Origin of the sequence: Asaia siamensis (assembly GCF_014635085.1) — a bacterium.
In the GTDB taxonomy this organism is placed as follows: domain Bacteria; phylum Pseudomonadota; class Alphaproteobacteria; order Acetobacterales; family Acetobacteraceae; genus Asaia; species Asaia siamensis.
This window is the reverse complement of sequence record NZ_BMCH01000002.1, coordinates 288,216-305,499: the sequence shown is the minus strand read 5'-3', so window position 1 is coordinate 305,499 and position 17,284 is coordinate 288,216. Positions and strand designations below refer to the sequence as shown.

Genomic DNA, 17,284 nt, shown 5'->3' with positions numbered 1-17,284 from the left:
ACATGACGCGGGAGAGGTTTCTCCCTTGTCGCTTCATCCCGGGAGAATGCCCTATGCTGGCCGCGCCATCCTCAAATCCGGGCGGACAGCGCCACTCTCCCTTCTCAATGTTCATGCATAATCGCCAGAACAGACCCTATGATGTCTGGCTGGTCAGCCTGTTTGCCGTGCATGTCATTATTTTTGCCTTCGTCGTCTGGGGCACGGCAATGACAACGCCCTATCTCGACATGCTGACCTGGCAGCATGAAGCGCTTGAGGCGCTGAGGGTAAATGATGGAGCCAATTGGCTCCATCATTTCCTGCTGCCGCATAACGAGCATCGCATCGCCTTTGAGCGGGCACTCACGCTGGTCGACCTCGAAATTGGCGGCGGCCATCAGATCGCCTTCATCGCTGCATCGCTTCTGTCTGTTCTTATCATAGCCGGATTGCTTTGGCGCATCCTGTCAGAAGGCGCCTCGAACAGGGAAAGGCTGCTGGCTCTCCTTGTTCCGATGCTGATTCTGAGCAGCACCTCGGCACTTGATATCGGCGTACCGATCAACTGCGTCTATCCGATTTCCCTCGTCTTCTCTGTAGCCGCCATCGTGCTCTTTGCACGTGCCGTGACCGCACAGCAGAACGTCACGCCTCTTTTCGCAGGGGCTATGCTCTGTGCGCTTCTTTCGCCATTCAGCAACATGACAGGCCTTGGAATCTGGCCCGTGCTGCTTTGGCTCGGCTGGCAGGCCAAAGCAAAACAGTCGATCCTCGCGGTCATACTGTCTCTGGCAGTTATCGAAACGAGCCTCTATCTGTGGCACGACTCAACAGCGCCTGCAGTGCATTCAGGCGCACACGGCATTGCCGCGCTTGAGCGTATGATCGCCTATGCCGGTATCTTTCTCGGCCTGCCTTTTTCGAGGCTTGCAGCCCTCGCCCTGCCTGCCATGGTGTTCGGCCTTTGCCTTGGGCTGGTTGCTCTTGCCGTGCTTGTCAATGACTGCCTGCGCAGGAAGACAGCCACACGTGCTTCGCTTGTCTCAACCGGGCTGATCCTGATCGGTCTCGGGGTCGCCCTCATGGCGAGCCTCGGCCGCCTCAATGAAAACGTCGAGCTTATCGCTCCGGCGCGCTACGCGCTTTATGTCGTGCTGCTCCATGCAGGACTGATCATGCGCGCGCTCGTGTGGCTCCGCTCGCGCCCTTGCTGTGTTGGTCAAGCCGATCTGAAAACAGCGACAGGCTTTGCGTTACTCCTCGTTCTTTTTCAGATGGCGTCAGGTCTGGCCGGAGTCAGGGCAGCCAGCGACCTTCGTGCCGTCGTTCTCTCCTGGCAGCCAGGGATGCAGGACGCGCGCTACGTAAAGCTGATCTTTCCGGAACTGTCCTATGCCGTGAAGGTGCACCAGGAGGTTGAGGATTTTCTCTCAACGCGATAAATCCCGGACAACCTGCGAGACCGGAACACACTTCTTGCAAGAACGCGGCGACCCTGCTTCTTGAAGTCAAAAAAACAGGACAGGAAGACCCTTCATGACCCGGACCCTGGTAGCCGAAACGCAGCTGGATACGGTGGTGAAGAAGAGCCTGTTCCGCGTTCATGCTGCGCCCATCGCCCATGAGGAAGAAGCCATCGCTTTTTTCGAACGCGTCCGTGAAATCGACGCCACCCATAATTGCTGGGCGTGGCGGCTTGGCGCACGCTATCGCAGTTTCGATGATGGCGAGCCGGGCGGAACAGCGGGACGGCCCATCCTGCAAGCCATCGATTCACAGGAATTCGACCGCGTGGCCGTTATTGTCGTGCGCTGGTTCGGCGGCATCAAGCTGGGTGCAGGAGGGCTTGTGCGCGCCTATGGCGGGGCTGCCGCTTCCTGCCTCAAGCAGGGCGACGCCATCGAGATCGTGCCCATGCAGCGCCTGGGTTTCCATGCGTCCTTCGGGGTTCTGCCGATCATCCAGGCACGTCTGAACGAGTGGAGCGCACTGCAGGAGAGCTGCGTGTTCGATGAGACCGGCGCGGGGCTGGAAATTTCCGTGCCGCTGCGCGAGGCCGAGACTGTCAGAAACATTTTGCAGGATCTGTTGCGCGGTGCCGCGATCAAGGTGCTCGATGAGGAGAATGAGCCCGGCTTCGAGTAGGCGCCAATCGAAGCGGAGGTGAAACGACCATCGGGGTTTGACGCTCCCCTCTTTCCTTCCTACGGTAACATATCATGTTACGATCGTAGGATCCTTTTTCATGCCCGTTTTCAGACACGCCGCCGCTCTGGCGGCTGTTGCCCTTCCCCTGCTTTCCTCCACCGCGCTGGCAGCCCCTGCCAACCCGCTCTTTCAGGCAAGCCCCCTGCCCTATCAGGCGCCCCCCTTCGACAAGATCAAGGACAGCGATTACGTGCCGGCCTTCGAAAAGGGCATGGCAGACCAGCTGAAAGAAATGCAGGCGATCGCCAACAACAAGGCGGCGCCGAATTTCGACAACACGATCGTTGCCATGGAGCGTTCGGGCCAGTTGCTGGGCCGCGTGCAGAACGTGTTCTACGGTGTCTATTCGGCTGACAAGGATGACGCCATGGACGCCATCGACAGCAAGGAAGCGCCCAAGCTCAGCCAGCATTCGGACGAGATCTATCTCAACCCGAAGCTTTTCCACCGCGTGAAGACGCTTTACGACAACCGCGCCAAGCTGAACCTGAACCCCGAGCAGGCGATGCTGCTTGAGGTAACGTATCAGCAATTCGTCCATTCGGGCGCCGAACTGTCTCACCCTGACCAGCAGAAGCTGCGAGCCATCAACACCCAGCTCTCGAAACTGGAAACGGCCTATAACCAGAAGCTGATCGCCAGCGCCAAGGCTGGCGCCCTTGTGGTCGACAGGAAAGAGGCTCTTGCCGGGCTTGATGACGGCGCCATTGCCTCCGCACAGAAAGCCGCCGAAGGCCGCAAGCTGAGCGGGAAATATGTTCTGCCGCTTCAGAACACGACCCAGCAGCCCGATCTGGCTTCGCTGAGCGATCGCAGCACGCGTGAAGCCCTGTTCAATCAGAGCTGGACACGCGCTGAAAAAGGCGATGCCAACGATACGCGCCAGACAATTGCAGAAATTGCCCAGCTGCGCGCTGAGAAAGCCGCGCTCTTCGGCTATTCGAGCTATGCCGCCTATACGCTGTACGATCAGATGGCCAAGACCCCGGCGGCTGTGAACAGCTTCATCCACCAGCTCGTTCCGGCGACCGCTGCAGAGCAGCATCGTGAGGCGGAGGAGCTGCAGAAGGCTATCGGCGACGACCATCAGAATTTCGCGCTCAAGCCCTGGGACTGGAATTTCTATGCCGAGCGCGTGCGCAAGCAGAAATTCGACCTCAACCAGAATGACGTAAAGCCCTATTTCGAGCTGCACACCGTGCTGACCGACGGCGTGTTCTATGCAGCCAATCAGCTTTATGGAATCACCTTCGAGCCGCGCAAGGATATCCCGGTCTATAATCCCGACGTCATGGTCTTCGAGGTGAAGGACAAGGACGGCTCGCCGCTGGGTCTGATGTATTTCGACTATTTCAAGCGCGACAACAAATCGGGCGGCGCCTGGATGTCGAATTTCGTGGGTCAGAGCGACCTGCTGAAGACGCGCCCTGTCATCTATAACGTGGCGAATTTCACCAAGGCGGCTCCGGGCCAGCCGCAGCTCATCACGTCTGATGACGTGACGACCATGTTCCATGAATTCGGTCACGCACTGCACGGCCTGTTTGCCAGCCAGACCTATCCGTCGCTTTCGGGCACGGCAGTAGCACGCGATTTCGTGGAGTTCCCGTCGCAGTTCAACGAAAACTGGGCGATGGACCCGAAAGTGTTCGCCCATTATGCCCGTCACTACAAGACCGGCGCCCCGATGCCTGCCGAACTGGTCGAAAAGATCAAGAAGGCCGCGCATTTCAATCAGGGCTATGCACTGGGTGAAATCGTGGCAGCGGCCCAGCTCGACATGTCGTGGCACGGCCTGTCTGCCGATGCACCGCGTCAGGATGTCGATCAGTTCGAAGCCAAGGCACTCAAGGAGACCGGTCTCGACGTCGCCAATGTGCCGCCGCGTTATCGCTCAAGCTATTTCCTGCATATCTGGGGCAATGGCTACTCGGCTGGCTATTACGCCTATCTCTGGACCGAAATGCTCGATCAGGACGTGTTCTCCTGGTTCCAGTCGCATGGTGGTCTGACCCGTGAAAACGGCCAGCGCTTCCGTGACATGATCCTGTCGAAAGGTCACACCATGGATTACGGCCCGATGTTCAAGGCCTTCTACGGCAAGGACCCCGAAATCGGCCCGATGCTGGCCCATCGCGGCCTTCTGCCCGCAGCGAAGTAAAGATCCTTTCCACTGTCCGGTCGTATTGCTCTTGCAGCAACACGACCGGACAGGGTCATCTCTGCGGCCACGAAAAACGCTTTCTCACGTCGCCCACTATGGGCGTTTCTCCTTCTCTCACTCTCGTGTCTGATACAGGCGCAAACAGGGAGAAGAGCCGGACACGGCCGGCACCCATCGCCCTCGACAAAAAGGGCTCCCCGCAGACACAGTGAATCTCGATCGCAACCGATCGTTACATTGTGATGTCATTCGACATTTAATAAAGCCTTCACACTCTGCCTGGCTGATTCATTTTAAATATCGATTCGAAACAAGTGGCAGCAATACACAAACATTGTTCGTCATTTTACGGTTTTATGAATCAAGTAAAAAATCAATAGTTCGCCCGCGACGCATCGTCCTTTCCGGATCTCGGAATACCTCACTTATATAATGAGGTATTACGCAATCCAGATGGCGGGGAGTGCTCGTGCGCGCTCGTGAGGTTGCGCCCAATGACGTCCTGTAAGCCTGTATTGACCGGTTGCCTGGCCACTCTTGTCGCATTGGGCACGGTGGCCCCCGTAAACGCCCAGAATCTGCATCACAAGAAAAAAGAGGGGCGGAAGAGTGCAGGCCAACCCGTCAGCCCTGCTTCCGGGCTCGCTTCGATGCCTGCTTCAACCCCGACTGGCCCGACAAAACCGCTCGAAAAAGACTCCGTGCATGAGCATATAAAAGTGACAGCCCTACGCAGCGGCACAGTCGCTGCGGCGCTGGACGAGCAACGCCGTAGCACGGGCGTGGCCTCGGTTCTTTCCCGCGAGCAGATCGACCGCGCTCCGGAAACCAATCTGTCGGATATCCTCACCCGTCTGCCGGGCGTTTCAGCCTATAGCAATATGAGCAACGGCCAGGCTGCGACGGGTGAGGCCCAGTACATGACCATTCGTGGCCTCGATTCCAGCTATAATGCCTATACGCTCAACGGCGAGCGCATCGCACCGGCCGACCCTTCGACCCGCGCCATATCGTTCGACATGCTGGCACCTTATGGCATCACCTCCATCAAGGTCTCCAAAAGCACGACTGCCGAAACAGATGGCGATTCGATAGGCGGGACCATCGATATTCGTACCCCGACAGCTTTCGACTTCTCCGGGAATTATCGGAAAATCATCCTCCAGGGGCAATTGAACGACAATGCCGCCCAGACGGGAACACCCGCGCTTGGAGGTACCGCACAAATCGAGTTTGCCCGCCGCTTTGGGCGTGATGGACGCTTTGGCGTCTATGCAACCGGTTACTACTCGTCGAAAAACGTTCTTGCCGATGCGGCAGCGCCAAACAGAAGCTACGTGCCCAGTTTTGCGTCCGAGGCGGGCGTCAAAACACCCGATCAGGCGTCGCAACTGACCACCACACAGCTCAAATATGATCTCTTCACCAGCTCAATCAAACGCTATGGCGGTTCGCTCTCCCTCAACTACAAGGGCGATCGTCACGAGTTTTATGCCCTTGGCACATGGGGTCAGTACAATGTGCAAATGGATGACAATCAGGTCAGCTTTCGCGGAAGCAATTCAGGCTATGGGGCAGATGGTATCTATCGCTCGCAGCTTGGCCAGCGCGCTGGATATTTCATCACAAATGACTCGACTCAGCTTCTCACCACCCAGAAAATCGGCGGCATAAGCCATCTCGACCGCTGGACCGTCAATTACGATATCTTCAACAGCTATGGCGTGCAGGCCACCCCCAACACGGTCGAAGCCAGTATGTATGGCAGCAGCAGCATAGCCGGCCCCTTCTATCTCGACACCGCCAACACAACCCTGCCTGTCGCAAGCGGCCCCGCTTCGGCCATGAGCCAATTGCGTAACCAGAATACGAGCCGCTTCTGGAAAACGCAGGGTGGAGATTCACAGAGCACGGCAGACATGTTCGGCATCCATGCCGACGCAGCCTATCGCTTCAGAAATGATATCCTGAGATCGATCATTTTCGGCTTCAAGATCAGCGATACCGAGCGCCTATCATGGTCCCATCCTCTTTTTCATAACAATAATAATTTTATTTATAACGGTCCGTTCTTCGGGGGCCAGAACTGGCCATCCACTAACGCCGCAGGGCCCAGTATCGGCAATATCCCGGGCTATCAGGTTGATGCGTTTGGCGGCAAGCTCGGCGATTTTCGCATCCTCGATCGCGACTGGGTGCGCAACACAACGCTACCTTATAAATATCAGAACGATCCGAATGGTGCCGGCAATTATACCAGGAACGACTGGAACGCGAATACGAGCACCGGCTCGGAAAAGATTTATGCCGGGTTTGTTGCCCTGAATCTTCAGGCGGGTCCGGTCGATATTCATCCTGGTTTCCGTTACGAATACACCGATTTCGGCGGGACTCACTGGCAGTCAGCTGGCGATAACATCAATGGCCGTTTTGTCAGGATCCATCAGAACTACGGTTCACCTCTGCCCTATCTGAACATCAACTGGCGCCCGAGTGAGTTGAGCGTTCTGCGCTTCTCGGTCCGACGAGGGCTTACACGTCCGGCTTTCGGACTGATCAATGGCGCCACCACACTCTCGACAGATCCCGTTACCAACCAGATCCTGTCCATCTCGCAACCCAACCCCAACCTGCGCCCGACGACCGCAACCATGTTCGATTTTTCGGGCGAGCTCTATAACCGGCATGCAGGCGTCATTTCCGCCTCCGTCTATTACAAGCAGATCCAGAAATTCATTTTCACTTCTGTTTCGAACACCAGCAACAGCGCCACGCTCGGCGGCAATGTGCCTACCAGTTCTTTCACAGATGGCGGGACGCTCTATTCGATGCCAACCAATGGCAAGGGCGCAACGCTTGAAGGCATCGAGCTGGCTACCCAGCAGAATCTCTACTTCCTGCCTGGCTGGATGAGCGGTTTTGGGGTGAACGGCAATGTGACGCTCCAGCACTCCAATGCGACAAGCAGTATTGCGGGCCATGCCGACACCGCCCTGCCGCGCGCGCCCGAGATGATGTATAATCTCGGCTTCTATTACAGCCGTGGTCCGATACATTTCGATCTGAACTACAATTATATCGGTACCCAGCTTCTAAGCGTTAATGCAAAATCTCCCGATTTCTACCTGCAGCCTACGCAGCGCCTCGATCTGAGCATGAAATACAAATTCGGCTGGGGCATCACCGGCACGCTTGCCATGCAAAACCTGCTGAATACCCCCGCCTTCTGGGAAACCTATGGCAAGGGAAAATCCTATCTCGCCTATGATGGCGGGTCTAATGGTGCCTATGTCCGTACAGGACGCATGTATCTCGCCGGGCTCAACGGCGAGTTCTAAAAAATGCCTCTTTTCCCTCGCACGCCCCGAGCGCTGACAATCCTCACTCTGGGCGTCAGCCTCCTTTCGCTTTCAGCGGGACTTGCAGCGCCCGGCTCCTTCTCGCCAGACCCGGGCAGGAGCAAGGATGGCTTATCGGAAAGTCACGCCAGCATCCGCCTCGACCAGATTCAGGTCATCGGGTCGCATAACTCCTATCATGCAGGCATTGCTCCCGCGCGCCTGGCCCTGATCGCCGAAGACGCACCTCAACTGGCATCGCTTCTCGATTACCGTCATGCAAGTCTGACCAACCAGCTGGATCACGGCATACGCCAGATCGAGCTCGACCTTTACGCTGACACACAGGGTGGGCGCTTCGCAACGCCGCATCGTCCCGGTCATGCCGATGAGCGCTGGCCTCTTTCCCTCCGGGAAGAGGCGGTGATGAGACAGCCCGGCATCAAGGTCATGCATATCCCTGATCTGGACCAGCACGCCACCTGCCAGCCCTTTACCGCCTGCCTCGCTGAGATAAGCCACTGGTCGCGTGCCCATCCCGGCCATGTTCCCATATTCGTCATTCTCGAGACTGAACAGCACAACGACATACCGGGCACGACCCCGGTAGAACCTTTCTCGCGTAAAACATTCGACACCCTTGATACCGATATCCGCTCGATTTTTCCGGCTGCCAGCCTGCTGACGCCAGACGATCTGCATAGACCCGACGAGACGCTTGCCCATGCCGTTTCGACCCGCGGCTGGCCTGACCTCGAAAAAAGCCGGGGCAAGGTCGTGTTCCTGCTCGACCAGCGCGCTGACGGCCCGATCTACGAAAAAGGCCATCCCGGACTACGAGGCCGCATAGCGTTCCCCAACGTGGCGCCTCAGCAGAGTGACGCACCGGATGCCGCTTTCACAGAGCTGAATGACGGGCCAGCAGACGCCATTCCTGCCCTCGTCTCACGTCACTGGCTTGTCCGGGTTCGGGCCGATGCCAATACGATCGAAGGGCGCACAGGCGCCACAGGCCGGCGTGACGCGCTGATGGCAAGCGGGGCTCAACTGGTCAGCACAGATTATCCCGATAGCGAGCCGGCACGCTGGAGCGGTTATCATGTCGGGTTTCCTGCAGGGGGGGCAGCGCGCTGCAATCCGGTCACGCAACCACGTTTCTGCCGCGATGACAGGCTCGAACCCAATGGGGCAAATCATCTCGTACTAAGCCGTCTGGTGCTTGTCATGCGCCATGGCATACGATCTGCCCTGAACGGACAGCACCCTTCACTGGCAACATTACCCGCTGCATGGCCTGTCTGGGATGGGCGCGCGGGAGACCTGACACCCCGCGGCGCGAGAGCCTTGTCTGCGGCAGCGCAGTCTCTGAGGGAATGGCTGACTCTGAACGGCCTGTTTTCCGCTGCGACTTGCCCTGCATCGGGGCAGATCGTCATTCATGCCAATACCGAGCCACGAACCATCGCAAGTGCCGACGCCTTCGCACGAGGGATAGCGCCAGCTTGCGCCGTCAAGATCGATCATCTCCCGATAGCCACCGCTGACCCGCTTTTTTCACAGCAGATATTCTGGGATGGCGCGACCGACATGACGCGCCTGATGGCGGCCATGCCCGATCCGAACGAGGCTTCTGCTTCACAGGGCAACGCACTCACCCTGCTTGGCACCATCATGAACTGCACGCAGCGTCTTTGCCCGTTCCTTCATGAACCGAATCATATCCGCCTCAGTCACGGCAGGAGCGGTTTCATTCTGTCAGGTCCGATCAACGAAGGCTCGTCCTATGCCGAGGCGCTGGAACTCGGTTTTCTCGATGGGAAAACATTGCCCGATCACGCCGGCAAACCGGTCGATGCAACGATGATTGAGACACTCTCCGGCCTGCATGCGGCCATGCTCGACGCTCTGGTGCGACCGAGACCGCTAGCCTCTCTGACCTCCCGCCCGCTACGCGAGGCAATTATCAGGGATCTGACGACGCCTGATGGACCCAGGCTCAAAATCTATATGGGGCATGACGACACCATCGCCCCTTTGCTCGGCATACTCGACATCAATGTCAGGGCGCCTGGCTATGCCCAAAACGAGATTCCCGTCGGGGCTGCGCTCGGCTTTGCCCTTTACCGAAGCCAGAGCGGTCGCAGCGTTATCCGGGTGCTTTTTCTCTCGCAAATACCAGAGGCGGTGCGGCGCAATCCCGACCATGCCTCACTCCTCACGAGTTATCCGGCTGTTCCCGCCTGCCGGATGGAAGACGGAAGCTGCGAGATACAGGAACTGACAAAGGCACTTGCCCCCTGAAGGGCTGGCCCGCGCTCAAACGGCCCATCCGCTCGAACGCATTTCATCGAGACGTGATGCTGTGCGTTCAAATGCCTTGGCGTTTTCACCCGTCTGATACAGGGCTTCGGGCTCGGCTGCGGCGGTGGCAAAAAGAACCGTATGACTTTCATACATGACGTCAATCAAGGTGATGAAGCGTCGGGCCTTGTCATACTGATCGGGCACCAGTGCCGGAATGCCCTCGATGAACACGGTTCTGAACCGACCAACAACAGCCAGATAATCGGCAGGCCCAAGAGGCTGGCCGCACAGCGCATCGAAAGTGAACCAGGCCTTGTCTCCATGGCAGGAAGGTACTGCAATGCGACGTGACCCTATCTCGACCGCGCCCGGTGCGGCCTCGCCCCCGGTCATGGTCTCGAATCTCTGCCGAAGATGGGCCCGGCTCTCTTCCGTATCAGGCACCAGCCATCTCTGTGCATCGATGTCGCGACCCCGCCGGTAATCGCGTGCTGATTCAAGCGTGAGAACGGTCATATGCGCCGAAAATGCCTCGAGATAAGGCCGCATCGTGGCGCGGTTCTGTGCCTGATGTTTCATCAGATCCGCTGGCGCCGTGTTTGATGTGGCCACGACGACGGTTCCGAGCTCCATCACCATATCCAGCAGGCGCAGCACGAGCACGGCATCGGACATGTCGTTGATCTGGAATTCGTCAAAACACAGCAGGTCATTCTGCTCATGCACTTTCTGCGCGAGTTCGCGCACCGGGTCTTCGCGACGCTCGCCACGGCTCTGCCCCTTGTGCAGCGCACGAAGGACTTCCTGCATGAAGACATGAAAATGAATACGCCGCTTTTTGGTGACCGCAACCTCGCGACAGAAAAGATCCATCAGCATCGTCTTGCCGCGACCGACTTCGCCAACAAGATAAAGCCCCTTGATGGGAGCCGGGCGACGCTTTGCCAGGCGCGAGAAAAAGCTGTCCTTTACGTCGTGGCGCGCCTGAAGCGCCTGCGCAAGTTGATCCAGAGCCGTGGCAGCGCGCGCCTGCACGGCATCGGCTTCGATCTGTCCCTGCTCGATCAGACGTCGATAGGCCTTCGACACACTGCCTGAAGGACGGCTGATGGCGGCAGGATTCAGTTCTGACATCGGGCTCTCTCTGCTGTCGCTTGCCCGGGTTCTACCGGGCTCTCCAATCAGTCCTATCACGCGGGAAAGCGTAACGCGCCCCTGAAACAGCGTCACGCCTTGGTGAGACGATACAGATGCGAAAGCCTCGGAATTGCATGAAATACAAGACAAATTCAGTGCCAATTCTCACATCAATATGCACATGACGAACCATGGGAATGCGACTATGTGGGTAAGGTATCGCATAGCCCGAAGACAGAATTCCGAGGTATCGCCATGGCTTCCGACGGACGCGAAGCGTTCTATCACGGCACCGACACGCAGGGACGGGCCATACGGCGTCCCATGTCGCCCCATTTGGATGTCTATCGTTTTCGCCTCTCCATGGCGCTCTCGATCGGCAATCGCATGGCAGGCGTCGCCTCGTCGCTCGGTGCGGGTCTGGCCGTTGCCTGGCTGGCAGCCCTGGCCCAGGGGCCGCGTGCCTTTTCCCGCGCACAGCGCGTCGCAACCCACCCGCTGGGGCGCCTCGTGTTTCTCGGCTGGGGCGTGGCCACCACCTATCATTTCGTGGCCAGTATCCGCCATCTGATCTGGGATAGCGGCGCGCGCTTCGAAAAGAAGGAAATCGACGAGGATGGCCGTCGCTCGGTCTTCGTGACCGCCGGGCTTTGCGTCACCCTGACCGCTGCCTTCGTCACGCTGGCACGTCTCCGCAGCAAGGGAACACGCGCATGAACCGCCTTTCCGACATGCGCACTCCGCTCGCCCGCGCCAAGGGGCTGGGCGGGTTGGCCGATGGTGCCGAACACTGGACAGCCGAGCGTGTCTCCGCCGCCCTTCTCGGTCCGCTCACGATCTGGGGTGTTGCGCAGGTTCTGCGTCTGGCCGGGCGTGACCGCGAGTCCATTCTTGCCTGGGCCGGGCGGGTGCAGAATGCCGCCCCTCTGGGCCTGCTGATCGCCCTGACCGCACGTCATGCCCAACTCGGGCTTGAGGTCGTGGCCTCTGATTATTCACGTGGCTGGCGGCGCTTCGGCCTGCGTCTGGTCATTCGCCTCAGCACGCTTCTTTTCGTGGCGCTGGGCTGTGCCTCGCTCGCCCGTATTCTGATTACCCGCCCGAAGGAGGGCCAGTCATGAGCGCGGAATCCGCCAAGAAATACCGTATCGTCGATCACGCCTATGATGTCGTGGTCGTCGGTGCCGGGGGCTCGGGTCTGCGCGCCACGTTGGGTATGGGCGCCGGAGGCCTGCGCACGGCCTGCGTTACCAAGGTTTTCCCGACGCGCAGCCATACAGTGGCAGCACAGGGGGGCATCGGTGCCTCTCTGGGCAACATGTCCGAAGATAACTGGCGCTGGCATATGTACGACACCGTCAAGGGGTCGGACTGGCTGGGCGATCAGGACGCGATCGAGTTCATGTGCCGTGAGGCCGAAAGCGCCGTCATGGAGCTGGAGCATTTTGGGGTGCCCTTCTCGCGCACCGAAGATGGCAAGATCTATCAGCGTCCCTTCGGCGGCCATATGAGCGAATATGGCAAGGCCCCTGTCGCCCGCGCCTGCGCGGCAGCCGATCGCACGGGTCATGCCATTCTGCATACGCTCTATCAGCAATGCCTGAAGCATCGCGTCGATTTCTTCGTCGAGTATTACGTGCTCGACCTGATCATGGATGAGAACGGCACCTGTCGCGGTATTGTGGCCTGGTGCCTCGATGACGGATCGATTCATCGCTTCAACGCCAAGATGGTTGTTCTGGCAACAGGCGGCTATGGTCGCGCCTTCCAGAGCTGCACCTCTGCCCATTCCTGCACGGGTGATGGTGGCGGTCTGGCCATGCGCGCTGGCGTACCGACCCAGGACATGGAATTCGTGCAATTCCATCCCACCGGCATTTTCCCCGCAGGCTGTCTGCTGACGGAAGGCTGTCGCGGTGAAGGCGGCTATCTGACCAATTCCGAGGGTGAGCGCTTCATGGAGCGCTACGCCCCGACGGCGAAGGATCTCGCGTCACGCGATGTGGTCTCGCGCGCCATGACGATCGAGATCAATGAAGGGCGTGGCTGTGGTCCGAAAAAGGACCATATCATGCTGCATCTGGAGCATCTCGGCCCGGAATTGCTGCATCAGCGTCTGCCAGGCATTTCCGAAACCGCGCGCATCTTCGCCGGTGTGGATGTGACCAAGGAACCGGCACCGGTGCTGCCGACCGTGCATTACAACATGGGCGGCGTACCGACCAATCTGCATGGCGAGGTTCTGCGCCCGACCGCTGAAAACCCTGAGGCAGTTGTGCCTGGTCTCATGGCCGTTGGCGAAGCTGCCTGCGTCTCGGTGCATGGCGCCAATCGTCTGGGCACCAATTCCCTGCTCGATCTGATCGTCTTCGGTCGCGCCGCTGGCAAGCGGGCTGCGGAAATCATCGATCCGACGACACCCGTGCCGCCTTTGCCGAAGAACGCAGGGGAAGCCATCCTCGAGGCGTTCGACAAGACACGTGAGGCTTCGGGCAAATTTACCGTTGCCGAGCTGCGCGAGCGCCTGCAGCGCATCATGCAGAGCCATGCCGCCGTGTTCCGCAACACCAAATCGCTCGCCGAAGGGTGCGCGAAGATACGGGACCTCTGGAAAGACGCGCAGCATATGGGTCTGGCGGATCGCTCGCTCATCTGGAACAGCGATCTGATGGAAGCGCTCGAATTTGCCAATCTTCTGGCCAATGCGACCGTGACCATCGAAAGCGCGCATGCCCGTCATGAGACGCGCGGCGCCCACGCGCATGACGATTATCCCGAGCGCGATGACGAGCACTGGATGAAGCATACCGTCTCTTATCTCGACAAGGACGGAGCGGTGAGCCTGCTCTACCGGCCGGTGCGGATGCAGACCCTGACAAACGACGTCGAGGTCTTTCCGCCCAAGAAACGTGTTTACTGAGGAGCCTCACCATGGTTGAACTCCGCCTGCCCAAAAACAGCACGACCCGCCCCGGCAAGTTTTATCCGGCTCCTGCCGATGCCAAACACAAGGCGACGTTTCAGGTCTATCGCTGGTCGCCCGATGACGATTCCAACCCGAGCCTCGACAGCTACGAGCTGGATCTCGACAAGGTCGGGCCGATGGTTCTCGACGCGCTGCTGTATATCAAGGACCATATCGACGCGTCCCTGACCTTTCGCCGCTCCTGCCGCGAGGGAATCTGCGGGTCATGCGCCATGAATATCGATGGCGAAAACACGCTGGCCTGCCTCAAGCCCATCAGCTCGATCAAGGGCACGGTCAAGATCAACCCGCTGCCGCATATGCCGGTGGTAAAGGATCTGGTGCCCAATCTGAACGGCGCCTACGCCCAGCTCGAATCCATCCAGCCCTGGCTGAAGAGCGACACCCCGCCGCCACCCGATACCGAGCGCCTGCAGAGCATCGAAGAGCGCGAGAAGCTGGACGGCATGTGGGAATGCATCCTGTGCTTCTGCTGCAGCACGTCCTGCCCGTCCTACTGGTGGAATGGCGACCGCTATCTCGGCCCTGCGACGCTTCTGGCCGCCAATCGCTGGATCATGGATAGCCGCGACGACCATACAGGCGAGCGTCTGGAGGCGCTGGATGACTCCATGAAGCTCTATGGCTGCCGCACCATCATGAACTGCACCCAGACCTGCCCCAAGGGTCTGAACCCGGCCAAGGCCATCGCAAACATCAAGAAGCTGCAGGTCGAGCGCGAATAATCCTGCCCGACAGGCGCGCAACACAAGCAGTCACTGAAAACAGAAAGGGGGCGCCTTTGCGGCGCCCCCTTTCTTGTTCCCGGTCCTGTCAGATCTGGTCCTCTCAGATCCGGGGCAGGCACTTTTTCAATACGCCATTTCCACAGAGCGGGCTGTTTCGCGCGGCAGAGAGAAGCGCGCAACCAGTTCACCCATCGACCCGACCTCATCCGAGAGAATGATCGAGGAGGAACGCGTTTCATCGGCAATCGAGGCGCTTTTCTGCGTGCTCTGATCCATCACCGCAATCGCCGTGCCGACCTCCTTGAGGCTGGCCGCCTGTTCGAAAGCATTATGGACGATGGTGTCGAGTTTCTCGCCCATTGCCGTCACGAGCGTGGTGATGGTCTCCAGCGCCTGCTCCGTATCCCGCACGCACACGGCCCCCGCACGGATCTCCTCAACCGTCTTGCCAACAAGCTCGCTGATGCTTCCTGCAGCCTCGGTGCAACGCTGGGCAAGTGTCCGCACCTCGTTGGCAACAACCGCAAAGCCCTTGCCGGAATCACCGGCCCGTGCCGCCTCGATGCTCGCATTGAGGGCGAGAACATTGGTCTGGAAAGCGATGTTCTCGATCACCTGCACGATGGCCGCCACCTGAGACGAGCTGTCTTCAATCTGTTTCATGGCCTCGCGCGTACGGCGCATGATTTCAGACGAAGAGCCTGCAGACTGGCAGGCCTGCTCACCCGTAGCCTGGGCAGAAGTCAGCACGGTTTCGGAATGCGCTGCCTTGTGCGTGATCTGGCTAATGGCCGCGGTTGTCTGCTCGATGGCAGCGGCCTGCTGCTCCGTCCGCTTGGCCAGATCCTCTGCGCCTGTAGCGAGGCTGCGGCTACCCTCGCTGATCGTGTCTGCCGCAAGGGAGATGCCCGAAATCGTTCCCGCCAGACGCTCGACCGAGCGGTTGAAATCCTCACGCAGCAGGTCGAATTCGCGGGGAAGGCGCTTATCGATCTTCGCCGAGAGATCGCCATTGGAGAGCGCCGTAAGCCCGCTGCCAATCGTCTCGATCACCTGCTTCACATCGTCCAGACGCTGCTCGTCTTCCTTATGGCGACGCTCCTGATCTTCTTCATGTCTGATGCGATCAGCGGCAACAGCCTCGTCCAGCTTGCGTGCCTTGAGCAGCGCGTCACGGAAGCTGTCGAGCCCGCGCGCAACAGAGCCGATTTCATCATGGCGGCGCGTACCGTAGACGACGACCTCATATTGTCCCTCTTCAAGGGCCGAGACGGAATTCTGCAAACCGCGCAGGGGGGCATTGAGCAGACGACGGAATACAAGCACCATGATAACAAGTGACAGGGCGATCAGCGCCACACCGGGCACGACCAGCATGTAAATGGTGTGCCAGATGGGTGTCGTGATGGCGGCTCTCGGGATTTCGACAACCAGTGTCCAGTAGATGTTGAAATTACCCATTTTCAGCGGGACGAGAATGCGATCGATGCCCGTGCCATGAGCCGGCAGAATGGTGATCTTTCGGGTCGCCAGGGCGCGGGTGAGGTCGTTGCTGGCATTATCGCTGAAATGCTTCATCGCCTGCGCCGGATCCGGCGTGACGATCCATGCCCCCTGAGCCGAAAGAAGCCCGATGCTCGAACCATCGGCAATCTGCACACTGCGCAGAAGCGGGGCGAGCCAGCCAAGCGGAATATCAGCCCCAACCACACCGATGCGCTTGCCATCGAAGGTAATCGGATAGGTCGGAGAAACCATCGGCACATGGGTGTCGTGATCGATATAAGGTTCCAGACCGTCCAGTTCGCCCGTCTTGACGATATTCCAGTAGACCGCGCTGTAATGTTCGGGCGGTGTCGAGACCGTTACCCTGTTATCGGGGCCTCGCAGCACGGACGGGAAAAAAATGCCATGGCTGTTCGTGCCTGGTCCACCGGGCACCTGCGTGCCATCGAAACCACCAGGGATTTCCTTGAAATCCATCGCATAGATGGCAGGAAAGCGTTTCATGTCCTCGACGAGCAGATCAACGATGAACTGCTTGTTCAGAATGCCGGTCTTGTGCGCCGTCTCGATCGTGCTCTGGATATTGCGCACGACGGTATTCTGCTCCGTCAGGGCAAGAATGATCTTTTCACCAAGGATCTGGCTTTTGGAAATTGCCTCGGCATAGACGTTTTTCTCGACCTGCTGCTTCATCAGCCAGCCGGAAAGCGTGACAGCAACAAGCTGGATCAGCACAAAAGACAGGCCGCAGATCAGGATGATTTTCGTCGAAAGAGACGTGCGCGGCTGCGACGAGGGGGGCACCATCTGAAATTCTCCGATCCGGCTACCATCAAATAGACTGGCTGACACGCCGCTATACCGCGCTCCCACACCGGAGAGCGTGAGGGGCGATCGTCACACGACGTGCGTAAATAAGACGTGACTCAGC

At 58.8% G+C, this 17,284-nt stretch carries 11 protein-coding genes; 9 read left to right on the top strand and 2 right to left on the bottom strand.

Going from position 1 to position 17,284, the window contains the following annotated elements:
- The first annotated feature begins 53 nt into the window (after positions 1–53).
- From IEV53_RS04905 to IEV53_RS04885, 5 genes are all read left to right on the top strand, one after another.
- Positions 54–1,424, top strand: a complete 1,371-nt coding sequence (locus tag IEV53_RS04905) for a hypothetical protein (protein WP_188425667.1) — start codon at positions 54–56, stop codon at positions 1,422–1,424.
- Positions 1,425–1,518: 94 nt separating this feature from the next.
- The gene (locus IEV53_RS04900) at positions 1,519–2,127 is read left to right on the top strand and encodes an IMPACT family protein (RefSeq protein WP_188425666.1); all 609 of its coding nucleotides are present in this window, start codon (positions 1,519–1,521) and stop codon (positions 2,125–2,127) included.
- A 100-nt stretch (positions 2,128–2,227) separates the two neighbouring features.
- Positions 2,228–4,351 (top strand): M3 family metallopeptidase, encoded by a 2,124-nt coding sequence (locus IEV53_RS04895; RefSeq protein WP_188425665.1) that lies wholly within the window; start codon positions 2,228–2,230, stop codon positions 4,349–4,351.
- A 653-nt stretch (positions 4,352–5,004) separates the two neighbouring features.
- A complete protein-coding gene (locus IEV53_RS04890) occupies positions 5,005–7,692 on the top strand; it encodes a TonB-dependent receptor (protein WP_229719604.1) in 2,688 nt (895 codons plus the stop codon).
- A gap of 3 nt (positions 7,693–7,695) precedes the next feature.
- Positions 7,696–9,993, top strand: a complete 2,298-nt coding sequence (locus IEV53_RS04885) for a Ca2+-dependent phosphoinositide-specific phospholipase C (protein WP_188425663.1) — start codon at positions 7,696–7,698, stop codon at positions 9,991–9,993.
- A 15-nt stretch (positions 9,994–10,008) separates the two neighbouring features.
- On the opposite strand, the gene zapE is transcribed toward IEV53_RS04885, so the two are convergent.
- Positions 10,009–11,130 (bottom strand): cell division protein ZapE, encoded by a 1,122-nt coding sequence (zapE, locus tag IEV53_RS04880; RefSeq protein WP_188425662.1) that lies wholly within the window; start codon positions 11,128–11,130, stop codon positions 10,009–10,011.
- A gap of 258 nt (positions 11,131–11,388) precedes the next feature.
- On the opposite strand from zapE, the gene sdhC reads away from it, so the two are divergent.
- From sdhC to IEV53_RS04860, 4 genes are read left to right on the top strand one after another with little or no spacing between them, the layout of a single operon-like run.
- Entirely contained in the window at positions 11,389–11,850 is a 462-nt protein-coding gene (gene sdhC / locus IEV53_RS04875; protein WP_229719602.1) for a succinate dehydrogenase, cytochrome b556 subunit, read from the top strand.
- Positions 11,847–12,254: a succinate dehydrogenase, hydrophobic membrane anchor protein gene (gene sdhD / locus IEV53_RS04870; protein WP_188425661.1), complete on the top strand. Its 408-nt coding sequence runs from the start codon at positions 11,847–11,849 to the stop codon at positions 12,252–12,254. Before sdhC ends, sdhD begins: the two co-directional genes overlap by 4 nt.
- Positions 12,251–14,053, top strand: a complete 1,803-nt coding sequence (gene sdhA / locus IEV53_RS04865) for a succinate dehydrogenase flavoprotein subunit (RefSeq protein ID WP_188425660.1) — start codon at positions 12,251–12,253, stop codon at positions 14,051–14,053. The genes sdhD and sdhA overlap by 4 nt, the downstream gene beginning before the upstream one ends.
- Positions 14,054–14,064: 11 nt before the next feature.
- Positions 14,065–14,844 carry a succinate dehydrogenase iron-sulfur subunit gene (locus tag IEV53_RS04860; protein WP_188425659.1) on the top strand — a complete coding sequence of 260 codons (780 nt, stop codon included), beginning with the start codon at positions 14,065–14,067 and terminating at the stop codon, positions 14,842–14,844.
- 126 nt (positions 14,845–14,970) lie between these two features.
- Here the strand turns inward: IEV53_RS04860 and IEV53_RS04855 are convergent, their stop codons facing one another.
- Positions 14,971–17,160 (bottom strand): methyl-accepting chemotaxis protein, encoded by a 2,190-nt coding sequence (locus IEV53_RS04855; RefSeq protein ID WP_188425658.1) that lies wholly within the window; start codon positions 17,158–17,160, stop codon positions 14,971–14,973.
- Between the last annotated feature and the right edge of the window lie 124 nt (positions 17,161–17,284).